14 protein-coding genes are annotated in these 23,065 nt (G+C 46.5%); 1 reads left to right on the forward strand and 13 read right to left on the reverse strand.

Features of this window, described 5'->3' with window-relative positions:
* Positions 1-20: 20 nt before the first annotated feature.
* The 8 genes from GC096_RS07690 to GC096_RS07725 all read right to left on the reverse strand — a co-directional run bounded on the left by GC096_RS07690 (position 21) and on the right by GC096_RS07725 (position 13,924).
* Positions 21-1,085 carry a Gfo/Idh/MocA family protein gene (locus GC096_RS07690; RefSeq protein WP_171629644.1) on the reverse strand — a complete coding sequence of 355 codons (1,065 nt, stop codon included), beginning with the start codon at positions 1,083-1,085 and terminating at the stop codon, positions 21-23.
* Between the two features lie 52 nt (positions 1,086-1,137).
* Positions 1,138-2,025 carry a carbohydrate ABC transporter permease gene (locus GC096_RS07695; RefSeq protein WP_171629645.1) on the reverse strand — a complete coding sequence of 296 codons (888 nt, stop codon included), beginning with the start codon at positions 2,023-2,025 and terminating at the stop codon, positions 1,138-1,140.
* Positions 2,026-2,041: 16 nt separating this feature from the next.
* Positions 2,042-2,971 carry an ABC transporter permease gene (locus GC096_RS07700; protein ID WP_171629646.1) on the reverse strand — a complete coding sequence of 310 codons (930 nt, stop codon included), beginning with the start codon at positions 2,969-2,971 and terminating at the stop codon, positions 2,042-2,044.
* Positions 2,972-3,203: 232 nt separating this feature from the next.
* A complete protein-coding gene (locus tag GC096_RS07705; RefSeq protein WP_171629647.1) occupies positions 3,204-5,477 on the reverse strand; it encodes an AraC family transcriptional regulator in 2,274 nt (757 codons plus the stop codon).
* A gap of 123 nt (positions 5,478-5,600) precedes the next feature.
* Entirely contained in the window at positions 5,601-7,112 is a 1,512-nt protein-coding gene (locus GC096_RS07710) for an ABC transporter substrate-binding protein (protein ID WP_171629648.1), read from the reverse strand.
* 560 nt (positions 7,113-7,672) lie between these two features.
* Entirely contained in the window at positions 7,673-8,725 is a 1,053-nt protein-coding gene (locus GC096_RS39310) for an alpha/beta hydrolase family protein (protein WP_171629649.1), read from the reverse strand.
* Positions 8,726-8,778: 53 nt separating this feature from the next.
* Positions 8,779-12,867 (reverse strand): Ig-like domain-containing protein, encoded by a 4,089-nt coding sequence (locus tag GC096_RS07720; protein WP_171629650.1) that lies wholly within the window; start codon positions 12,865-12,867, stop codon positions 8,779-8,781.
* 223 nt (positions 12,868-13,090) lie between these two features.
* Positions 13,091-13,924, reverse strand: coding sequence for an AraC family transcriptional regulator (locus GC096_RS07725; protein ID WP_171629651.1), 834 nt, complete (start codon positions 13,922-13,924; stop codon positions 13,091-13,093).
* A gap of 171 nt (positions 13,925-14,095) precedes the next feature.
* Between GC096_RS07725 and GC096_RS07730 the strand changes: the two genes are divergently transcribed.
* Positions 14,096-15,532: a family 4 glycosyl hydrolase gene (locus tag GC096_RS07730; RefSeq protein ID WP_171629652.1), complete on the forward strand. Its 1,437-nt coding sequence runs from the start codon at positions 14,096-14,098 to the stop codon at positions 15,530-15,532.
* A 58-nt stretch (positions 15,533-15,590) separates the two neighbouring features.
* Here GC096_RS07730 and GC096_RS07735 read toward each other — a convergent pair whose 3' ends face one another.
* From GC096_RS07735 to GC096_RS07755, 5 genes are all read right to left on the reverse strand, one after another.
* The gene (locus GC096_RS07735; protein WP_171629653.1) at positions 15,591-16,721 is read right to left on the reverse strand and encodes a glycoside hydrolase family 88 protein; all 1,131 of its coding nucleotides are present in this window, start codon (positions 16,719-16,721) and stop codon (positions 15,591-15,593) included.
* A 32-nt stretch (positions 16,722-16,753) separates the two neighbouring features.
* On the reverse strand, positions 16,754-17,632 hold the full coding sequence (locus GC096_RS07740; protein WP_171629654.1) for a carbohydrate ABC transporter permease: 879 nt from the start codon (positions 17,630-17,632) through the stop codon (positions 16,754-16,756).
* Between the two features lie 54 nt (positions 17,633-17,686).
* Complete coding sequence (locus GC096_RS07745) at positions 17,687-18,652, reverse strand: ABC transporter permease (protein WP_171629655.1); 966 nt, start codon at positions 18,650-18,652, stop codon at positions 17,687-17,689.
* Positions 18,653-18,729: 77 nt separating this feature from the next.
* Positions 18,730-20,367 (reverse strand): type 2 periplasmic-binding domain-containing protein, encoded by a 1,638-nt coding sequence (locus GC096_RS07750; RefSeq protein ID WP_171629656.1) that lies wholly within the window; start codon positions 20,365-20,367, stop codon positions 18,730-18,732.
* 198 nt (positions 20,368-20,565) lie between these two features.
* Complete coding sequence (locus GC096_RS07755) at positions 20,566-22,929, reverse strand: helix-turn-helix domain-containing protein (protein WP_171629657.1); 2,364 nt, start codon at positions 22,927-22,929, stop codon at positions 20,566-20,568.
* Positions 22,930-23,065: the final 136 nt, after the last annotated feature.

Raw genomic sequence — 23,065 nt, forward strand, 5'->3', positions numbered from 1 at the left:
ACCTCCTAGCTTCTTCGGTACTAATCAAGCCTAACTTCCCTACCGCTCTCAGCGGATTCATAAATGGCACTTAAAATACGGATCATATCCACACCACTCTCTGGTGTGTTGATTGGCTCCTCTTCTCTGAGAACACACGCGATGAAATGATGAATATTACTCGCATGCGGCCTGACCTCACTTCCCCCGAATCGAGGTGATATATCACAAAGCACTCCTTCGATCTCCGTGATCAACTTCAATTCAGCGTTCTTCAAGCTGCATCCAGCTTTCGTCCCACGAAGCTCCATGAACTTGAGATCATCTTCCACATTCGAAGCCCAGCTGAACTCGATTTGCAGCGACGCGCCGTTATCGAATCGAATGAAGCCCGTAGCGAGATCTTCCACATCAAAGACACCTCCATCTTGTGTCGTACCAAATCGCGAATCGGCGGAAATCTGTACCTTCGCATCGGCAAACTTGGTATATGCCGCTCCACTCACTGCGACTGGGCGAGGATTGCCCATCATCCAAATAGCCACATCAATCATATGGACACCAAGATCGATTAATGGCCCTCCTCCAGACATGGCTTTGGTTGTGAACCACCCTCCTCGACCGGGAATACCTCTACGGCGAATCCAACCTGTTCTGCCTGTATAGATTTCGCCCATTGCACCTGACTCGATGTAACGTTTGAGGAATTTCGCCTGCGGAGTGAAACGATTATTGCGCATCACCATGAGCAACTTTCCTGAGCGCTTGGCTGCATCCGCCATCTTCTGAGCTTCCTCAGGACTCACAGCATCCGGCTTCTCACAGAACACGTGAAGGCCGCGTTCCAGTGCTGCAATGGATACCTCGGAGTGATAGATATTAGGCGTACTAACCCCGACCACATCCAGCGTTTCCTGCTCCAACATGTCTTTATAATCACGATACACACGACTAACACCCAACTTGTTCGCCTGTTCTTCCGCATTCGGGAGATGTGTATCACTTATCGCTACGATTTCCACATGTGGACTGGATAACCAGGCAGGAGCATGCGACCCGGCAAAAATTTTCCCAGCACCAACAATACCAACTCTTAACTTATTCATTGCAAAATCAATCCTTTCCATTTCTTCATATTGGAGTGAAGTCGTTACCCTATCACCCTTTGACCGCACCGATCGTTAGCCCTTTGACAAAATATTTTTGTAAGAACCCGAATAGAAACATGACTGGGAGCGAGGTAAGTACCATCATGGCGTACATAATGGCATCAGTTGGCACGTCGGATGCACTAATGGGATTACCCATGGGGTCGACCCCACTGCCTTTTACCAATTCGATATACGACGTAATATTTTTTAAAATGAGCTGAATAGGGTATAAAGAGACTTTATCGATATACAAAATGGCATTAAACGTCTCGTTCCAGTAATGTAAGGTCATCATTAACGCCACCGTTGCTAGCGCAGGTTTCGAGAGTGGCAGCACGATGCTCCAATATGTTCTGAAATCAGATGCCCCATCAATCTTGGCCGACTCAATTAGTGGTGCAGGAATTTCTTGAAAAAACACCCGCAGCATAAAAATCTGAAAAGGCGCTGCAAAGGCAGGAATAATTAACGAAATCAGCGAGTTCTTCCATTCCAGATACTGCACGATAAGAATATAAAGCGGCACAATACCGCCTGAGAATATCATGGTTACGAAAATATAGAAGGAGATCGCATTTCGCAAATGGAAATCTCGTCGGGCCAACGCGTAGGCAATCATCGACGTCACCAGTAGGTTACCTGTCGTTCCGAAAACGACAATGAAGAGCGAATTCTTGTAACCCGCCAGCAGGGAGGATGGATCCATCCATATAAATCGGTACGCTTCCCAGGAAAACTTCTGCGGAATCAGCTGATAACCGTAAGTTTGGATCACAGCTCCGTCTGTCAACGAGATCGATATGGTAAGCACAAGTGGCAGCAAGCACATCGCACAGAACAGAATCAGGCACATGTGGACTAGCCATTTGTGAACAGTATTTTTCTTAGTCATCATTCGGCCACTTCCCACCTTAAAATAGTCCATATTCTTTGTTGAACAATTTAGCAACACGGTTCGTCCCCAAGATCAAGATGAAGCCAACAATGGATTGGAACACCCCAACGGCTGAGCTCATTGCGAAATCACCATTCACAGTCAGCGCACGGAACACATACGTATCTAGTACATCCGTGACGGGAAACAATGCACTTACGTTTCGCGGAACGAAATAGAATAATCCGAAATCCGCACGCATAATATGTCCGATCGCAAGGATCGTCAACATCACCATCATCGGTGCTAGAAACGGGATGGAAATATGTCGAACGGTTTGTACTTTCGTCGCCCCATCGATCTCTGCTGCTTCGAATAGCTCCTTATCGATGCTCATCAGCGCCGAATAGTAGATCAAGCTGCTGAATCCCGTCCCCTTCCAAACGGCAACGAGAGGAAGTATGATGAGCCAATACCACGGCTCGGAGTAGAACGCCACCTCATATCCCGTCATCTTGCGGATCAGCGTAGACAGCAGACCAGTCGATGGATTCAATAAGGTAGTCAGCATCAAACCAACCAATACCCAAGAGAAGAAATACGGGAAAAACATAACGGATTGGTACACCTTCAATGTTTTTTTGCCAGCAACCTCATATAACAGCAGGGCGAAAAAGACACCAGCCAGCAATTCAACAATAATCAGAAGTCCATTGAGCCCAATTGTATTGCGCAAAATACGCCAGGCGTCTGCTGATTGAAAGAAAAACTTAAAATTGTCAAAGCCGTTCCACGGACTTCCCAAGATCCCCTTCGTCGGCACATAATCTTTAAACGCCATCATGATGCCAACCATGGGCAGATAAGCAAACACAAATATTTTAATGATGGCTGGCAGCGACATGACGATTAATTGCCAATGGCTGATGAAGCGTTTGTGCTTCTTGCGAGGGACTCCCACACTCATTACGTTTTGCACTCCTTTTCTGCATAATCTAAACAGCGATTGCTCGGCTTACGGCCTAAGTATATACGGCGCTTATTTCCCTCGAATACTGCAATATTGTCCAATTGAGCTTCAATTATGGAAGCTGTTCAGTTTCCTCCACTTTTAAAGCCAACAGCAGCCGTTAAATGCAAAAAAACCGATCAACAGGATCTGTTGGTCGGTTTCAGAATAAGAATTATGCCAGCTAGCATCAGCTAGGCTCCGAGTTCGTAAGACTCCTGAACTCATTCGGCGTAATGCCGTTGTATTTTTTGAACAAGGTATAAAAGTAGTTAATATTGATAAAGCCGCTGCGTGCCGCTGCCTCTTGGACGGTCGTTTCCATATTTTCCAGCAAGGATTTCGCTTGATCCAAACGATAACGAGTGATGTATTCACCTAAGGACTCTCCCGATGCTTTCAGATATAAGGTCCTCAAGTATTTGGCCGATAATTGCAGATGCTGTGCAATCAGTTCCGGATTGAGATTCGGATTCGCATAATCCTGTTCCACGTAGGCTTGCACTTGGCTCAAAATGCCGCTGTAACGCTCATATTTCCTAATCGTCTTTTGCGAACGGTGAATGACCTCAAGAGGACCTGCGAATCGCTCATTAAGTTTATCCATCATGTCATCCAACGTCTCAAAGCCAGCCAAACGACCTGCTAAGTCAATAAACGGTCCATAGTGAATTTCATCAGCTAGCACGGGGAACTTCTGCATGCCTTCCTTCAGTGAGAGCGCGAGTCGAAGCACCGTAGATTGCAAAGAAGCCATGGAATAACCACGTGTACTTTCGATCATTCGCCTACAACTCAAACGAACTGCGTCATCGTCTCCCTCAAGTAGAGCATCTATAATCTCCGCCACGACCCCCTCAGGAAACACGAAATCCTTCTTCTTGATCTCCTTAATTCCTGAGACATATAGCAGCGAACGCGGGCCATAGAATAACTTGTATTCCAACGCTTCCCTGCATAAACTGATGCTGCCAGGGAGCTCCTCCATTTCCTCTAATCCTTCTCCCAATGCGGCTGAAAGCGACACGCCAAGAAACTTCTCCACGTTGTCCTGGATGGCCTTCACCAGCTCCTCCAATTTGACAGCACTTTCCTCGCTGCCCTGAGCATCCAGATTAAGCAACATACCGATGTACCCGTCTCCAAGATCGACCGCCTCATTCCTGAACTGAGCGCTGGCCAATTCGCCAATCACATTCATCATGCCGTAGGATAACAAAGCACGATCCTCTAGTGAGTATTGCTCACCGAATTGTTCATAGTGGTCGATTTTGAAGAGGACTGTCATAAAGCCCAATTCCAATTGAAAGTTGATGCCGTAACGGGCCAGCCTTTTTCGCACCATCCCGTCTTCCATTTTCTTCGTCACTAACATACGTAGAAACTGCTGTTTCTTCTCAAATCCGTTCGTTTTTTCATTGTCATATTTGTTCTCCAACTCGCGAATCCTACTGCTGAACAGTCCGTACACGAATTTGGAAATGTATCTGACAGCCAGCACCGAAAGCAGCGTGACCACGAGAAAAATGATCAATGTCCATAACATGACTTGCTTCAGTTTACCTGAGACGGCCTCGTAAGGCGTGAATTTGATATATTTCCAATCCAAAATGGGCGAAGACACATAGGTAATCAAATACTTAACCTCGTCGATTGTTTTGATCAAGTAACCAGAAGAGCTGCTCTGATTACTGATCTCACGCAAATCTTCATCGCTCCCCTGAATACGATCCAAATAGTTATAGCGTTCATTCCCCAACACAATCAAGCCAGATGAATCGACCACCAACGTATTGTTGCTCATTCGTGGATCCATTGATTCAATCGTATTCTTGAGCCAAATCTGTGACACATTGAGAACAAGAGCATTGTCAATCTGAGTGGAGTTCCCGTCATAGAAGACGAAAGAGTAGATTTCATCCTTTTCAGGTCGTTCCGCAAGCATTTGCGTGTAGCCGGTAGGGGCAGGAATTTTGCGTGCGATCGGATGCAAATTGGCCATTCCGCCATCTTTTAGCCTATGAATCATATCTTGATCGGGAAAAGTCGAAATGGGAAAGGCCTTGCCATCAAAATAAATCAAGTTCGCTCGTTTATTATAAATATAAATCGAATTCAGGAAAGGCAGGTTGATATTGACCACCCCCACCTGGCTAAGCAGAGAGGCCGTTTCAAGCTCGCTTAAATCCACTTGATTTAACAACTTGAGCACAGCAGGGTTGGCGTACAGCTGCATCAACGTCATCTTGGCTGCCTCGAACATGAAATTCGTGCTGTAACTAATTTGAGCGAGCTCCTCAGCCGTATACGTCTGAACCTGTTTAATGGAATGCCGCTCATAATTCACATACATCGAAGAGGACATCACGATATTCGCCGCTATCACGATGGCGACGAAGGAGATAAAGATCTTGAAGTAGCTGAGCATGGCTCCTCTTTTGTTGCGGCTAATGAACGTGAACATCGTACGCCTCCCTTGCGAAATGAAAAGGAAAATCCAAATGATCTCGCAGATGATACATCATCATCTTCAAGATCATTTGGATGTTGAATCTATCATTGCCCAGGCTCTACCTGGGTAAACTGTTTACTTCTTTGCAGCTATGAAGGCATCAACTTGTTTCTGTTTCTCAGCCAGCACCTTATCTATGCCAGCTGTCTTCAATTTGGCCAGGAATTCGTTATATTTCTTCTCCGTATCGTCCCCAAACATGCCAGTGTTGAACGCAGCTCGGTATTCATTCACGATGGCTGCACTGTTCGCACTCTCCGCCTTGATACTGTCGACGTTAAAGCTAAAACCATAAAGTCTCGATACCTTGGCCGACTCATTCAAAGCTTTGGTTTTCTCCCAAACATCATCCGGTTGCGTGCCGCTGATATAAGCATTGAACTGATTACCGAACATCCATCCATAAGCGGGACCGTACTTGGCACCTGGCAGAGGCTCTACTCTTTTGTCGCTGATCTTCTTGTAATCAACACCTTCAGTTCCCCATACAAGTAAATTATACAAATCTTTGTCTGTATTCAGTAACTCAATCACCATTAATGCACGCTCTGGATGCTTGGAGGTAGTTGAAATAGCTGTCATCGTTGCGATGGCATTCGGTGACGTTAGAATGGGATCGCCGAGTGGAATAATGTATTGATCAGCTTTGTGCGTGTTCTTAACGGTCTCCTCAATGCCTGGCATTAATGTCGCGATTGGCGCAGCCATATACTTCGTAGCATCAAAGGTTGGTCTTGTTAAGGAATCTTTGGCGATGAGACCTTTCTTCTGGAAATCTTTCAGTGTCATAATAAAATCCTTAAATTCTGGCGTATCATATTCATTGAACACTTTCGGATTTGAATCCAAAGATTTGGCCGCGCCGGGCACGTCTGAGCCGCCAATAGATTCCCATTCATAGGACGGGAAGAAATAATTGAACACATTGTTCTTCATTTGCGCATTGTATAATTGGTCCGTTTTATCTGCTGGTTCCCCCGCCTTCACTTTGTCCAAATAAGGAATAAGGTCCGACAGCTTCTTAACGCTTGTTGGATTGAAATTGTATTTATCCGCTAAGGCTTTATTCACATTAAACCCTGATTGACGAGCAAAAATTTGTTGATTGATGCTGGCGTAGATTTTGCCGTTCACTTTGGCCGCGTCCCAAATCGTCGGTTTCAAAAGCTTATAGGTCTCAGGTGCATATTTAGGCAGCATCGTTGAGATATCTACAAACGAACCTTTGGCTGCTTGATCAAAATAATTTAAGTAAGCCGGTGAGGTAAAGGCAAGATCGAACTCCTCCCGTGCGTTCACCATGACGGACATTTTTTGCGTATAATCCCCGTTTGGTACTTTAATGAACTCGACCGTTGTGTTGATTTTCTCTTTCAACACCTTGTTAATCCCATCGTAAACTTCCTGATCTCCCGGCTTGGATACACCAAAGAAATAATACTTGAGGTTTACAGGCTCGAGCGCCTTCTGCTGAGTTGGCGAAGACTCAGAGGCAACTTGCTGCGCTTCTTTATTCTGACAACCTGCCAATAAAACTGCCGACGTCAGGGAGAGAATTGCTGATACTTGGAAAAACTTCTTAATCATGGTTTTGGACCCCATTTCCCCTGTTGGATGTTCCAGTTTCAGTATAGCGCTTACAATCTCGAATATCTATAATGCGCTGCATCCTCGACTAGACAATTCGAAGTATATACCAGACGACTGCCGCCAAATACTGCAATATCGTCTGAATGGGCTTCAAATACGGTACTTTTTCGGTAGTATCCGATTTTGGAGGTCAACGGACAATCGTATATGCTCCACAAGGTAGTGAGGTTTGTAAGATATGGAGCGGCTTGTACGCTGTACAGCATGTATAACTGGAAAATATACAGCTATTTACGGGGATTTTTCGTGAAAAGTCGATTTAAATGGAAATCATGAAGTTAATTATGCCTCTTTTATTCAGATCGGGTAAAATGGTTAAATTTAACTGTATGTTATCCATTTATTCTGTGTTTACTTAGAAAATCGAATGATTTAAATGCAGAAAATCCAGCTATTTGCCAGAAGCATAGAAGATCGCCACATAGCATCCGGTAACTGAATGGTAAGAAAAGGCCCGTGAGCAGGAACTCACGGGCCATTCAATACGATGAACAAGCTTATAAGTATTTCATGAGAAAATCTAACGGTTCATCTTGGGGATTAAACTCGTGTGCGCCGTCAAATACAATGGCCTGAAAACGATTACTGATGCCTAAACGATCGTAGTGGATCTGAGCTCGAGCGCTTTCTTCCACAAAGCCTTGCACAGCGAACAACTCATCCCGTGACCCGCCTTCGATATACAGGGGTCTCGGACAAATCAATCCACACACTTCTGCATCGAGAAACTTATTGCCAGAATTGTGCCAAGTCCAATCCGAACGCCCGTGGGTAAACCGATCATTCACGAAACAGGAGGATACCGCAACGCCAATCCGCGTATCCAATGCTGTGGCACATAGCGTATAAAATCCGCCGTAGGAAAGGCCGACCATGCCGACCCGCTTCGCATCGATGTCCGGCCGCTCGAGTAGATGATCCAGGCTACGCTGGATTTTGAACAATTCAAGCGCTGTGATTGAGCTCCCGAGCTTCTTTAATTGGACATCGATCTGCTTGCGGTCGAATACGGGGCCGAATCGACCAGTCTCCCACAGCAGTAGTTGAGGGGCGAAGACCGCGACTCCCCGCTGAACAATCCTGCGGGTCATCTCATTGTAATTATCAGAATCGAAGAAGCCAGCCGTCATTTCAGGTGTTCCCTGCCCCCCATGCTGCGAGATAACCAATGGAAAAGGTCCATTGCCTGTAGGTCGCATCAGTATTCCGTAGGCATGCAATCCCTCGCGCACAGGAATCGTGACCCGGAAAATGTCACCCAGCTCATCCTCCCCAATTAGCTCGTAGGTAGCCTCCTCTTGAGGCTCATTTGCTGTCTCTTCATGGCTAGATGTTAACACAGGGAGTCCCAACATCGCAGCGAATTCCTTCCGATAGTGCTCCATGCTGCTACTATAAGACTCACAATCTGTATAATCCGGCGTAAAATAAGACTTCCTTCGTACTCCTGATTGATGCTGCAGTCTCGTAATCCAAGCTGTCAGCTCCGTGTATTGCTGCATGCGATGATGATTCCCTTTATCCTCAGGCTCACGATAGAAACTCCTCACACTGCTGTTCCGCCCCTCTCGCTTTTCTCCCACTTGATCCTCACTTTCCGGATTCAGCTCCCGCTCGGCTCAATCGCCAGATTATTATAATAATAAGCACCTGTACGGGTACTCCACAGCACGTATTCCACTCTGGAGATGTTAGTAGCCAGTACATTCTGCATGGACTGCACACCTGATGTCCACGTACGCCCTGCACCTGCCATTTCCTGGACCTTAACGCTAGCCGTATGTGCATCGAAATCAAGCTCCAATGTCACTTGGTACCACATGTTCTCCTGCAAATACGCCGTACTTACGAGTGTGTAGTCCTGATCCAACTTCACCCGCAGTGTGGAGTCGATAATGACAGTCGCAATCACTTTGCCGCTCTTATCGCGGAAATTCACGAAACTTTGCGGATTGGTCACGCCGCTCTCCTTCATGACCTGATAGGATGCCTTGACTTTCCCCGCGATTCCAGCTGTGCTGTAAATTTTGGTCGTCGTGCTTGAAGCCGTATCGGTCGTAGAGGTCTTGTAGAGATGCATACTCTTATCTGCGTCCGTAGGTGCATTCTGAATCGTAAAATATCCTAAATTCGTCGGCGATACGACGTAACCTGATGCTCCACTAATGTTCCCTGTGGTGTAGGTATCAAAGCTCTCATAAATACCACCCGTCACTGGAGCCGAAACAACAATCTGTTTCTCAACTGGATATGTCTCCACCTCGGTTTCATGACTATCTGTCAGTGAAATACGGGATAGCAGAATATCCGAGGACGATGTCACTGTCTTCGCTTTGAAAGTCGCTGCGAACAAATCGATCGCATTATACCCGCTTAATGACGTCCCTGTACCAGTAAAAGTAAGCTGAACAGACCCATATACCGCTCCTGTCACACTTACCGATATCCCGTCATGCAGGGAAGAAATGGCTTTAAACTCAAAAATATTGGGATCGTAAGTAATTTCTGCAACCGTCAGGTTCAGTGTGCTGTTAGGCACAACTGCCCCGGTAAGCGTAATGTTCGAATTCGTAATCGCTTTGCCGACTCCTTTTAGTGAAGCAGACGGATCTTCTGGAATCGGCACCACATCCTCACCCGCTAAACCCAAATCTGTTTCACTGAGTGTCATACTGCCGGATCGCGCATACAGACCGAAGTAGCCATCTTCCGTTATCCGATCAGGACTTGTGTCCAGATAAGTAAAGACGTTCACTCCGTCCACATTCAAAATAATTCTTACGCCATTACTTTCAGTAACCGCGCCAGCTTGCACGAAATGCGTCTCATGGAATGGCATCGCCGTATTCGGATAAGAGGCTGCTCCGAGACTGTCGAACCCAGCGATCTCGCCAAAGAAAACCGTTCGAACACCTCCCGAGAAGCGATGCAATTCAATGATGTTCGGTTTGAAACAGATCATGTACAAGCTGTTGTCGGTAGCTGCAAAGTCCTTCTCAACTTTCTGACTGCGAAGCACGATGGATGGCCACCCGCCAGTCGCGTTAATCTTCAAATTCATCGACAGCAATTCATCTCCGAATGTCCGATCTTCATAGATGGCATATCCGCTTCCTGGTGTATTAATGTCTAGCATGCCTTCACTTGGGGTAATCGTGCCGCTGGTCAATTTGGAATACCAGTTCCGTGGATCCCGAATCGCACCGTTGAGGGAATAAGCAGGAACATCCAGACTATTCGCATCACTGAAATCCACAACATGGATTTCAACTTCTTTGCTGACAGAGATACCGTTAAGTGAACTCGTGAACGTTATATCTGCTGTGCCAGGCGCAAGCGTTGTCAGCAGTCCGTAAACAACCGTTGCGACAGAGGGATTGCTGCTGGCAATCGTCATGTCTGTTCCACCAAGAATTTGGCCTTCTCTTGTAATTCCGCGGGCCACCAATTGTCTTGTGCTGCCAGGAGCGAAAGTCATACTCTCTGGTACGACATGCTTCACATTTTCGAGCGCATAATATACGTCAATATCGTCCAGTTCGTCGTCCACGTACACATCAATCATTTTCCGAACCAGACTATTATTCAAATACACATACATGACGATCTCGGTATGACCAGAATCCACCGCAGTAACCGTTCCGCTTGCATCCACAGTTGCGATCGATGGATCTTTACTCACATAATACGTTTGTGCAGATGCAAGATTAATAGCCGTCCCGTGCCCTGTTTCCGCTTGAAGTGGAAGCGTCACTGTATCCTCTGAAGCTAAGTTTAAAGCATCCGGCACATTCAGAATCTCAATAGTTCCCTCTGCAATATCCTGATAGGCTGGCTGAAGTCCCGCATTCGCGATAATGGCTTGCGCTTCTATTGGCCAATTGCCATTGGGATAGATGTGATCATTCATTTTGACATTCGTGTCGCTGGAACTTTTATTCCAGAAAGCACTCGTCGTACTGTAATTGTTATCAAGCACAATGTCATGCGTGTTCACATTCGTAAACGCCCAGTTCGTGTCATAAATATCGTCCCAGATCGGCGTAGCTCGAAGATCGACAACATTGTTTTCTATTTTCCAAAAATCAGAGGATTGGTCCATATAAATAGTGGAATATCGGTTCATCTGATTCTTGATATAGTTACCAGAGATGACATTGGGATTCAAGGTAGTGCCGCCTGTCACGCCAAACGCATAGATCGCACCGCCGTCAAAGATTCCCTCACCCATGAGATGATGAATAAAGTTATCTTGCACCTTGGCATTCACCGTTGTCGTCACCGGGGCGTACACGCTCCCGAAGAAGCTGATTCCCGAGTAAGGAACATTGAAAATTTCGTTATGTGAGATATCGATATCCATCGGGAAGGCTACCGTAACCGCCGTCGAACCTTTATATTCAACACCAATGTCATGAATGTAGTTGTTTAGAATATCATTGTTCTTCAGAATTTCCCGCTCATCCGAAGGATTGTAAACAGAGGCCGTTTTCTTTGAAGTCTGTCCAGCATTGATGGCCGAACCAGAAATATCATAAAATCGGCTGCCTTGAATCAGGTAGTTCTGAACCCCAGCTAGCAAATTCACACCTGTTCCACCCATGCGTGAGAATTCGCTGCGTTCGAACGCCATATTCTGTGCATATTGCACCGTAATGGCTGCTTTCGGCAGCTCTAGCGTTCCGACCTTGTAATTATTCTGCTCGTCAATCCAACCTCCCTCATCGGTGGGCTGCATCCAGGTCGAATAAGCAAAGCCGATCCCCTCAAATCGGATATCATGCGCCGGTGTAGAAACGCTTCCGCCAGTAATCGTGACCAAATTCTCCAGTACTGGCGCTGTTACAACCGCGCTTTCCATGTTCTCTCCTGGTCTAGGTTTGTAGTAAATCGTCTCGGATTGATCGTCTAGGTACCATTCTCCTGCTTCGTCGAGAAATTCATAGGCATTCTCTAGGTACCACTGCTCCAAATGCGAACGGTTCATCACCGATGTCCACAAAGCGGAGTTTAACGTGATTGCCACCTTCCCTGATTGCGCCGAAATCGACTGAACCCTCACCCGAGGAGAGGTCCATGCCCCTTTGAACACCGCTTCCACATCACTAGGTCGCTGCAAATCTGCAAGCCAAAGGTCGTCACTCACATACCCCGTTGAATTCTTGACTGGATTCGTTAATCCACCCTCCATTCTAGCCCGGGTAGCTCGGATGCCATTGATATACAGCTGCCGAGTTTCTAGATTCACCGCGGACGCAGCATAAATATCATGCTCCTCATCGTATAGGGTCCACCCTGTGATGTCCCTGCCGCCTTCGATGACAGGCTTCTCATTCCCGTAAGCAGCATAAATAACGGCATTTCCTTCCGTACCGGAATCACTCTCATTCAATTGCCAAGTTGTCGATTGCGTATAACGCCCTCCGCGCAGATAGACCACGATATCCCCGGTCATCTCATCATTGGCCTCGCGAACAACTTGCTGGGCTTTCTGCAACGTAGCGAATGGGAGCGCCTCTGTTCCTGGATTCTCATCATCACCATCCGTCGAGACATAATAAGCCGCTTGAATGCCGCTCTCCACGATTTCAGGCTCATCCCCATAAGCCGTATCTGGCGGGAATACCCCCATAAATAAAGCCATCCAAATAGCCATCAACCCAGCGATTACTCGTGTTCCCCGCTTCTTCATTACAAAACCTCCTCGATCCTTGTAATCGTTTTCAAACTTCCGCTCCCTGTGCACTCCCCTCCTTCATTACGTTCAGAACGGATATTCGAATCCAATGCTTCTTCAGTATAGCGAACTGTCTAACGTGAAAAATAGTTTAACATCAGCCTATTCGACTTCAAAATCGGCTGAATGAAAAGAAAAAAACAGCAACAACGCCAATGGCGAGTTACTGTTACACGACTTACACGAATTTGCTTGGCGGCACTTTGTAGTGTTTCTTGAATGCTTTGGAGAAGGAGTACGCATCAGGGTATCCTAAGAGTGCAGCGACTTGCTGCATCGAATAACGCTGCGTGTAGACCAAGTCTCTCGCTCGGTTCATCCTTAGTTGGATCATATACTGTCCCGGCGTAACACCCAATGCTTGTTTGAAATACCGGATAAAATATTTCTCCGACATCCCAGCCACCTCAGCCAATTCCGTAATACGAATGGGGCGATGCAAGTTCTCCTGAATATAAAGGATGGTGGGTTGCAAAAACACTAAATTTCCGGCATGTTCACTTCTAACCGAATCGTTCAAAAATCCCCCTTTGTAGGTTCCAGCACCATAGCATTCCAGAATTCGGGCGATTAGAATCATCAAACTGCCCTTCAACCGCATGCCCGACATGCCAACTGCCTGCAGGTTCTCTTGAAATATTTTCCGCAAACCATCTGCTTCCTCTTCAATAAGACAACCAGCGACGACACCGCTCAAAGGGAAGGACTCTAGAATGCGTTGCTGCTCCCCTAGTCCAAAATCAAAATGAAGATAAATAAAGCGGCATGCTTGTGTACCGTTCATTGCCGTGTATGGGATTCCCGGGTAAAACAACACCAGATCGCCAGCCGTCGCTGTATGGATCGTCTTCCCTGCCTGAATCTCGACCTGCCCTTCTTGGATCAGCCAAAGATCATAATTATGATGGGATTTACTCTCCACCCAACCTGCGTTATGAAGGATCGTATTATAAGAAGTAATGCGTAAAGAGACATGCTCCGATAGATCATTAAATAAATCCGTACCCTTCATCGCCTGATCACCCCCTTACTTTTTGACGTGAAATCCCTAGGACTATAGTTTTCCTAAGTATTCAAGAAGTTATAAATCATACTATTTGACATCTATGTGGAACTATCCTGCATTTTCTCTCGGAGCTAATCTCTTATAATTAAGGCATACCCTGAAATGGAGGAAATAAACATGTCTACTACGCAGATTCAGAAACCCAAGGTTGTCGTCATCGGAGCAGGAAGTTTGTTTTTCGGTCGCCAGTCCATCTGGCAAATGGTGCATAGCCAATACTTGAACAAAGGCACGCTTGCTTTGGTCGATACGGATGAGAAACGATTGAATAAGATGGTGACTCTAGCTAAAATGGTCGCTGCAGAGAATCAAGTGGAATTAGTGATTGAAGGTTCTACCGACCGTAGAGACGTTTTGCCTGGTGCGGATTTCGTCGTCCTTAGCTTTGCTGAAGATACGGTCAAATATAGAGGTATCGACTGTGCCATTTCGGAAAAATACGGCATTCGCATGTGCTCAGGCGATACAATTGGACCAGGTGGTATTTTCAGGGCCATGCGAGAGCTCCCTGTCATTATGGAATGTGCTCGAGATATCGAAGCATTATGTCCTGATGCTTGGGTCATCAATTACATTAACCCATCCGCCGTTCACGGGATTGCCTTGAGCCGTTATGCACCGAAACTGAAGAGCTTCGCTTTATGTGATGGTCATCATATGCCAGGGAAGAAAATCAACTACGCTTGGCGCGCGGGCATTGTGGCAGATCCAAGTGAATACACAGCGGATATGGACAGTCGCTTCGATCTGCGCATTGCTGGCGTCAATCATTTTACTTGGATGCTCCAGGCGGACTATGATGGTGCCGATGTCATGCCTCGTATTGCAGCTTCTATGAAGCAATCCGCTGAGACCGAAACCGCTGGTGGGGATACTGGCGCGAAAGCGAAGGACAATGATGCCATAAGCTATCAATTGTACGACATTTACGGCTATGTGCCGACATGCACGCCACATACGAAGGAATATCTGCGTTTCTGGCAAGGGCTCGGTCGTACGCCGGATGCCATTCCTCCGTTATCCATATGGGAAACAGAAGCGCGTTATATCCGCCATGATGCCATGTGGAAACAAGTCGACGACTTCATCGAGGGAAGAATTCCGATTCAGACGTACATGGACACCTTCGGCCCCGATCACGCGACGGATATTATCGAGAATATGGTCGGAGGTTTGGGCAAACCCTTCTATATCAACACTACCAATCAAGGTGCTGTGCCCAATATGAATGACGACGCCTTCTTAGAGTTATTATGTGAAGTATCGATGGACGGAATCAAACCGTTACCAGTTGGCGATATGCCTCGGGGACTTCGTGGCTTGCAGGAACTCGTCCTGGATGCGCATGAACTGACGGCGGAAGCCGTTGTCGAAGGCAGTCGCGAAAAGTTGAGACGGGCTATGTTGACGGATCCGTTGGTCAATTCCATCGCAGATGCTGATCGTATCATCGAAGAGCTGCTGGAGTTGGAGCGGGATGTCATTCCGAGCAGTTGGTATGCGACAATGGAACAGGATTCCTTGAAAGCGCTGGTTTCCAATCCAGCAAGATAGCTAAGCAAATAACCAAAGTCCGCTGCCTCCCAATCAGGAGACAGCGGACTTTCACTTCCTATTCCCTTTCATACCAATACCCCGGAACCCCACGAACAAGCCGCATTAACGCCTCCATGTAGAAGTAATCCCCCCAGATGACGAAGTCATCCGGTGACATGCCTCCTCGTACATGGTAGGAACCATGGCGCAGCAACCCTTCTGCCTCTGGATCATCGCTAGTCAAGTAGTTCTCCGTCAGTGACTTCATGCAGCGAAACACCGCTCTTTCGAATCGCTCTCGATCAGGATCTCCTTCCGGCAAGCAGTCCACAAGCTCCAACATTCCGCAGCATGCAATCGCTGTAGCCGAGCTGTCCCTTGGCGTTCCCGCTTCAATCAGTACATCAAAGTCCCAATACGTCACTTGATCAGCTGGCAGACGCGAGATGAAATAATTAGCCATACGACGGGAAACATCCAGATACACCGGATTCTTCGTATATGTATACGAAAGAATAAATCCGTATATGCCCCAAGCTTGTCCACGCGTCCACGTTGAGCCGTCATTGTAGCCCTGGTGCGTACCGCCCCCAACTGGCTCACCATTCTCCTGGTCAAAATAGAACGTATGGTACGAGGAATCATCGCCACGTACAAGATATCGCCGGCTCTTCTCCGCATGGGCAAGCGCAACTTCCAAGTACATCTTATTGCCGGTCTTTTCATATGCCCAGTACAAAAGCGGAATGTTCAGCAGGCAGTCGATGATGATGCGGCCACCATTCTTGGGATCGCCAGCAGGTCCCCAAGCCTGAATGTATCCTCCAGCTGGACGCCACCTTTTCACGAGTATATCCGCTGCTTCCAGCCCCAGCACCTTAGCCTCTTCCTCACCTTCCAGCATCCACCACGCCACCGCTGACGGCAAATAGAGAAAGCCAATATCATGGTGATCCAACACCTTGAACCTATCCAATCGATGACGGAAGCTGTGCACTGTACGTACTGCAGCATCCCGGAACGTCTGATCTCCAGTCGCTTCATAGCTGAGCCAAAGCATGCCAGACCAGAAACCCTCGGTCCAGTCCTGATGATCACTCCTTTTATAATCGCCGCCATCAAGTCCCGTCCAAGGAAAGAGATTCTCGAATTTATGTATATTTCGCCGTGTTTTCTCCACAGCATGCGTTAACGCTTCTACCCACATCGTCAAGCGCCCCTTTTCAATGGATTTAACAACTACCCTTTCACAGCCCCAACCATAACGCCCTTAATGAAGAAACGCTGTAGGAATGGATACACGCAAAGGATAGGTAAGGTCGCTACAACAATAGTAGCGTACTTGATCGTCTCCCCGATCTGAAACATATCGCCACCCGTACCAGAAGACATGCTGTCCGTTGAATTGGAAATGAGGATTTCACGCAAAATAATTTGCAGCGGAAACAACTCCCGGTCCTTGAGAAAGATTGAAGCATAGAACCACCCGTTCCATTTGTCGACTGCATAATACAAAGCGATGACAGCAATCGTAGGCAAGGACAGTGGGATAATAATACGGAATAAAAGGACAAAATGATTCGCTCCGTCAATCTTTGCCGACTCTTCCAAGGCATCTGGAATGGAGGCGAACGCCGTCCGCATGATGATGAGATTGAATGTACTAACAGCAAAAGGAATGATCACGGACCACAGGGAGTCCAGCAAACCCACACCTTTGACAATAAGATACATCGGGATCAAGCCACCACTGAAGAACATCGTAAATAAAATGCCGAACATGATCCATTTGCTCCAGAACACATTCTTGCGGGAAAGCACGAAAGCGCCAAGCGCTGTCAAAAGTAGATTGAAGGCAACGCCAACAATAACGATAAACAATGTATTTCCGTACCCAACGATAATGGCCGAATTTGAAAAAACGAGTTTATAAGCCTCCAAGTTAAAACCAAGTGGCCGCCATAATATCCCTTCATGGGCTACAATTTGATCGGCATCGCTGAAAGAGGCGAAAAGCACGTGAAGCAGCGGGTAAATCGTGGCCGCCATTAACAAGGTCAGCACAGTATAGATGACGGCATTAAAGATCCGCTCTTCCCACTTCGATTGGATGGACATCCGGGCACTACCTTTCTTCGTAAAATCAAACCAAGAAGCAACCTGCCAGGCAAGTTACCACAAACTATTGTCAGTCACTTTCTTACTGAATCGGTTCGCCGCTATAAGCAACAACAAATTCAAAACAGAATTAAACAATCCGACAGCCGAGCTGTAGCTCCAATTAAATTCGAGCAAGCCTTTACGATAAACAAAGGAAGAAATGACATCTGAAGTCTCGTACACGACAGGATTGTATAACAGAATAATCTTTTCAAAACCAACATTTAACAAATTCCCGGACCGCAGAATAAACATAATGACAATGACTGGCAATATACCCGGCAGGGTAATGTTCCGTATCTGCTGCATGCGGGACGCACCATCGATACGCGCTGCCTCGTACTGCTCCTGATCAATGCTCGTGAGCGCAGCCATATAAATAATGGATTCCCAGCCGATACGTTGCCAAATATCCGAGATCACATAGAGGGATCGGAATAGTTCCGGCTTTTGCAGCATCGCCTGACCATCCGTACCCATCACCGAAACGAAAAATGTATTAATAAAGCCGCCACTGTTCGTAAAGTCCTTAATCATCCCGCAGATGACGATCATCGAAATGAAATAAGGCATGTACGTAATGGACTGTGCTGTCTTTTTGAAAGTTTTGTTTTTCACTTCATTCAGAAGCAGGGCGAGCAGAATCGGCATCGGAAATTCAAACAAAAGTGAGTACAAGCTTATGAGAATCGTATTTTTAAAAATGCGCCAAAAGTAATAGCTATTGAAAAAGCTCTCAAAATGGGCAAATCCCACCCATGGACTGTCCAAAATGCCTTTCATCGGCGAGTAATTTTTGAAGGCGATCATCGCTCCGTACATCGGTGCATAGTGAAACAAGACGTAATAAGCAAGCACGGGTAAAATCATCAGATACAAATATTTATTCGTAATAAAATCTTTCGCAACGGTTCTACGTAAGGAACCGGCACGGGACGGAGCAACGGGGGCAGCAGTAGTCTGCAGGTTCCGGTTCATGCACAGATCTCCTTTATTTATAAGTGAGGAGAGGCTTTGATTTTGATGAAAGTCATCGCCTCTCCTTATGCAACGGATTAACGTTTGTTGTAACGATCAAGTGCCGCTTTCTGAATCCCGATAGCACGTTCGATCTTCAGCGATTTGATTTTATCCACATACTTGTCGAACGAATCGATCGGCTCTGAGCCCAAAATAATTTTCAACGACATTTCATCCACTAAAGTTTTCACGTCGTTCATAATCGTCGCGAATTCCGAACTTTCATCCGGCGTAGGCGTAATTGGCGGAAGGAGGTATTTGTCTGCATCCGTTTTCGACCATACCGTGATCCCGTCTTTTTGCTCCGGCATCGTCAAATATTGCTCGATATATCGTTTATCTTGCACGAAAGGACCGTTATACCCGCTGCGTGCATACATCGCCAACGCTTGCGCAGGAGCCAGCTTATCCGGATTCTTCATGACAAGATCCGTGTATGTTGGATAGCCGTTTTCCATTTTATAGCTAACGCCTTCGATCCCGAAGTTAAAGAAGTTGTGACCTTCTTCGCCATAGGCATAATCAAGCAAACGTACGGCTGTTTCCACATTCTTCGAGTTGGCTGTAATCGCAACGCCGCCAGTTGTCACAAAAGAAAAGTCCTTTTGACCGAACTTTGGCTTGTCACCACTTTTCAGAACTGGATATGGCGCTGGAGCGAACTGAGCTTTCGGTTCTTTTTCCTTCACGATTGGCTGCCATTTGCCGATGCCTGCACCGGAATTCCATACAGTTGCCCCACTTTTACTTGAAGTCATGTTAGAGTCCATCGTCTTGGTATCGACTGTGGCTATGTTTTTGTCAATTAATCCCTCTGCATACCACTTCTGCATCGTTGCTAGGAATTGCTTATACCCAGGCTCCATAGGACCGTATTTGATTTTCCCGTCTTCCTGATAGAAATTCTTGATCACCCCGAAAGCCCCAGTGAATGCACCGCCATCCAAGCCAAACAGTGCCGTAGGCATACCTAAGAAGGTAAGTGGAGCCGCAACGCCTTTCTTCTCTTTAAACAATTTGAGTAAATTGTACCAATCGTCCATCGTTTGCGGCATTGGGAGTCCCAGCTCATCCAACCAGTCTTTCCGAATAATTGGCCCTTGGTATGTCTTCAACAGATCGTCTCCGCGAATGAACGGAAAGGCATAATAGCTGCCGCTGTCTGTCTTAATTTGCTTATCGACTTCGGGATGCTCCTTCAAATATTTTTTTAAATTCGGTGCATACTTATCCATCGCATCATTTAGTTTAAGGATATAGCCGTCGTTGATCGCCTTTTCTGGACCACCTGGAAAACCAGTGCTCCACACGTACTCGATCATATCCGGAAGCTCACCTGAAGCCAGCAACACGTTCAACGCTTCTTTTGCTTGATTCGCAGGCGGTTGAATGAATTTCAAATTAACGCCTGTCCGCTTCTGCCACTCTTGAAAGAAAGGTACCTCCTGGAACGTTGGTTTCACGCTTCCGATGTTTCCATTGAGCTCCGCCCAGTAGGTGAGTGTTTTATCCGCTTTCATCGGATAGCTGAATGTACCTGTTGTCGTCGCAGGTGTGGCACTTCCCCCATCCTTCGGTTGTTCGGTTGCCGTCTCCTTGGAACAACCAGCGATAACGGAGCCTGACAGGGCTAGCAAAGTTGCCAATGTTACGATTTTTTTGTTAACTTTCATAACGATTACCTCCCTTTTCATTTGACAGCGTCTATGTAACGCCTCGGTCCTTACAGCCTTCATATTGCCGCTTGCGATCACAAAAAGATATATCGAAAAGTTCCAATTTCATTGTTAAAACAGGCTGCAACATGCACAAAACCGCCAATTCCATGTCATTTTATACGGAAAACGGGCAACCACTTCGTGGCTACCCGTCTACCCCCTCAGCTCACGAAATTTGCCCGGCGTAATGCCTTCGAACTTTTTAAATACCCGGATAAACGTCGCCGCTTCATTAAAACCAACCTGCTTACCGATCTCCACGATTGCTTGATCCGTGAAGCCCAAGAGTGCTTTGGCCTGCTCAATTCGGACACGGTTAATATAATCGAGCAGTCCCTCCCCCGTTTGTTCCTTATATAGTTTGGACAGGTAACTCGCTTTCAATTGAAACTGCTCGCCTAGCAACCCTATATTTAAATCCATATCCTGATAATGTGTTTCTACATAGACATTTACTTTGAAAATCAACTCCCGCAGCGATTCCGAACGCCCTTTCAAAATGCTTACGTCCAGTTTGGCTGCTGTATACTCACACACATCTTCCAATAGCAAGTTAAGCTGCTCAACCATTTCCTTCACCGTATCGCTGTTGGCCATCGTCTCCATCCAATTCGGATGCTGGGCTAGGAAGCTTTCATCAACTTCCCCAAGCTCATGGATTGTTTTCATCATCGTGGAAATCAAGTTAAACATCAGTGTACGAACCAGCGTTACGGAGGTCACCGATTTGCCGTAATTGCGCTCAATAACTTCGTCTAGCACTTCTCTTGCGCGCTCCAAATCGCCTATTTTAATAAAATTCATCAATCGCTGTTCAATCTGCAACGGGTAGTAATAGCCCGTCATTGGTTCCTTGTGGAGTTGATCATAGGCAATAATTTTCTGCTTGCCTAATATGAGCTTATATTCCATGGCATCTAGCGCCTCTTGATAAGCTTGTGAAATACCAGCAATCGTCGCTTGTACTCTCGAGATCGATAACGTCAGTTTCATCCGGTACCGCTCCAATAGAAACTGTTGCGCTTCTTCAGAAATCGAAACGAGCTGTTGCATTCGACCTTCCTCGTCGTCTTCAGCGAAATTCACAATGCATGCCAACATATCGCCGACTTCCGCTACGTACCCGCGATGTCCACGCATGCCAACCAATTCTTCCACCACATTCGTTAAAATGAACTGCGCCAACCGACTTTTCTCATGCGGCCCAATAGATGAAATGCTGATATTGACTTCTTCAGGCGCTTCCATAAAAAATAATAATACGGCAAAATGGTCGGAATGCAACTCAATTTGATGCGAAATTAGTGCCTCTTGGAGCGGAATAGGTCCATCAAGCCGCCCTTTGAGCAGACGCGCGAGCATATTAGAACGCAGCATATTATGCTGTTGCTGTAGCTGAACCCGTATCGCTTCTTTTTCACTGAGCGTATCGGAGACGGCACGATGAATGAAGCTGAGCTCATTCACTTCTTGTTTGGCTTCATTGCCCCTTGCTGCTTCTGCCCCGGCTAGCACTTGTACTAATCGTTGGATCGGCGAGTAATTCCTACGCATGAAGAAGAGCGTTAAGAAGGCCGCCCCGACGAGACTAATCGCGACACTAATGTACATCACATTGCGGACATAAACAGCTTTTTGCCAATACAATTTGCTTGGAATAACTGATATATAAGTGAGTTTAGAGACTTCAGAATGAAGATAATAAATCTCCGATTGCTCGTCACTCGTTTTGTTATAAATAACGCCGCTCTCCCTTGCCCCTAGTTGATCCAAGATCGAAGCTGGGAGGCTCGTACTCGTATTCGACAGCAGCACTTTGTTCGCTTCATCCAGTAGGTAGACGTCCCCGCCGCTAAACGATTGCACCTTGGCAATCGCTTTATTGAATCGCTCCACATCCGCCATTACAACCACGGAGCCCGTAGGTCTGCTGATCGCCCCCGCAGGTAGACGCGTAATAAGCGCCAACGCTTGCTTTGAATACATATTGTCTTTGCGAGGCAGCATCGTAAAAGTCGTGCTTCGATTCTGCTTCACCAACTTCAACCAATCGGCATAGCTGATTACTCCTGTCTCATGAATGGTTTCGAAGCCCGCTTGATAATCCCGGGAACTCCCAGGCAGCAAAACGGTATTCTCCCCCTCCCAAGTTACATAAAATTGGTCCACAGAGGCATAGGAAGTCTGATACATTTGAAACTCTTTGGCAACTTGATACGCCGTATACTGCTCATCACTGCTGGACATCCGCGTATAAATCAAACTCTGCACGCGTGTATTCCAGGTAAGCTCCATGCTGAGCCGCTGCATCATCTCAATCTGAGTATCTATCGTTTCTCTCACTTGCTGGAGCATGGTATCGTTAGCTCGATGAATTTCCCCGCGCAACGTATCGCTGGATTCCCTATATAAAATTAAGCTCATAAGAATTGGAATAATAAAGACAGCACTATACGAAATGAGCCATGTAAAAATGACACTTTGGCGCTTCTTCCATAGATTGATTTTGATCGGCATGCGCTCTCTCCTTTGGGGTGTCGTCTCGTATGTAAGCATTCCGTTCATTTCCCCATCCTTCATATTCTCACATATTGCTAAATAGCCGTATAGTGTGGATTTCTGGCAATACGACTCCCTCCATTATGACGGTTTT

Origin of the sequence: Paenibacillus plantarum (genome assembly GCF_013141695.1) — a bacterium.
Lineage (GTDB): Bacteria > Bacillota > Bacilli > Paenibacillales > NBRC-103111 > Paenibacillus_E > Paenibacillus_E plantarum.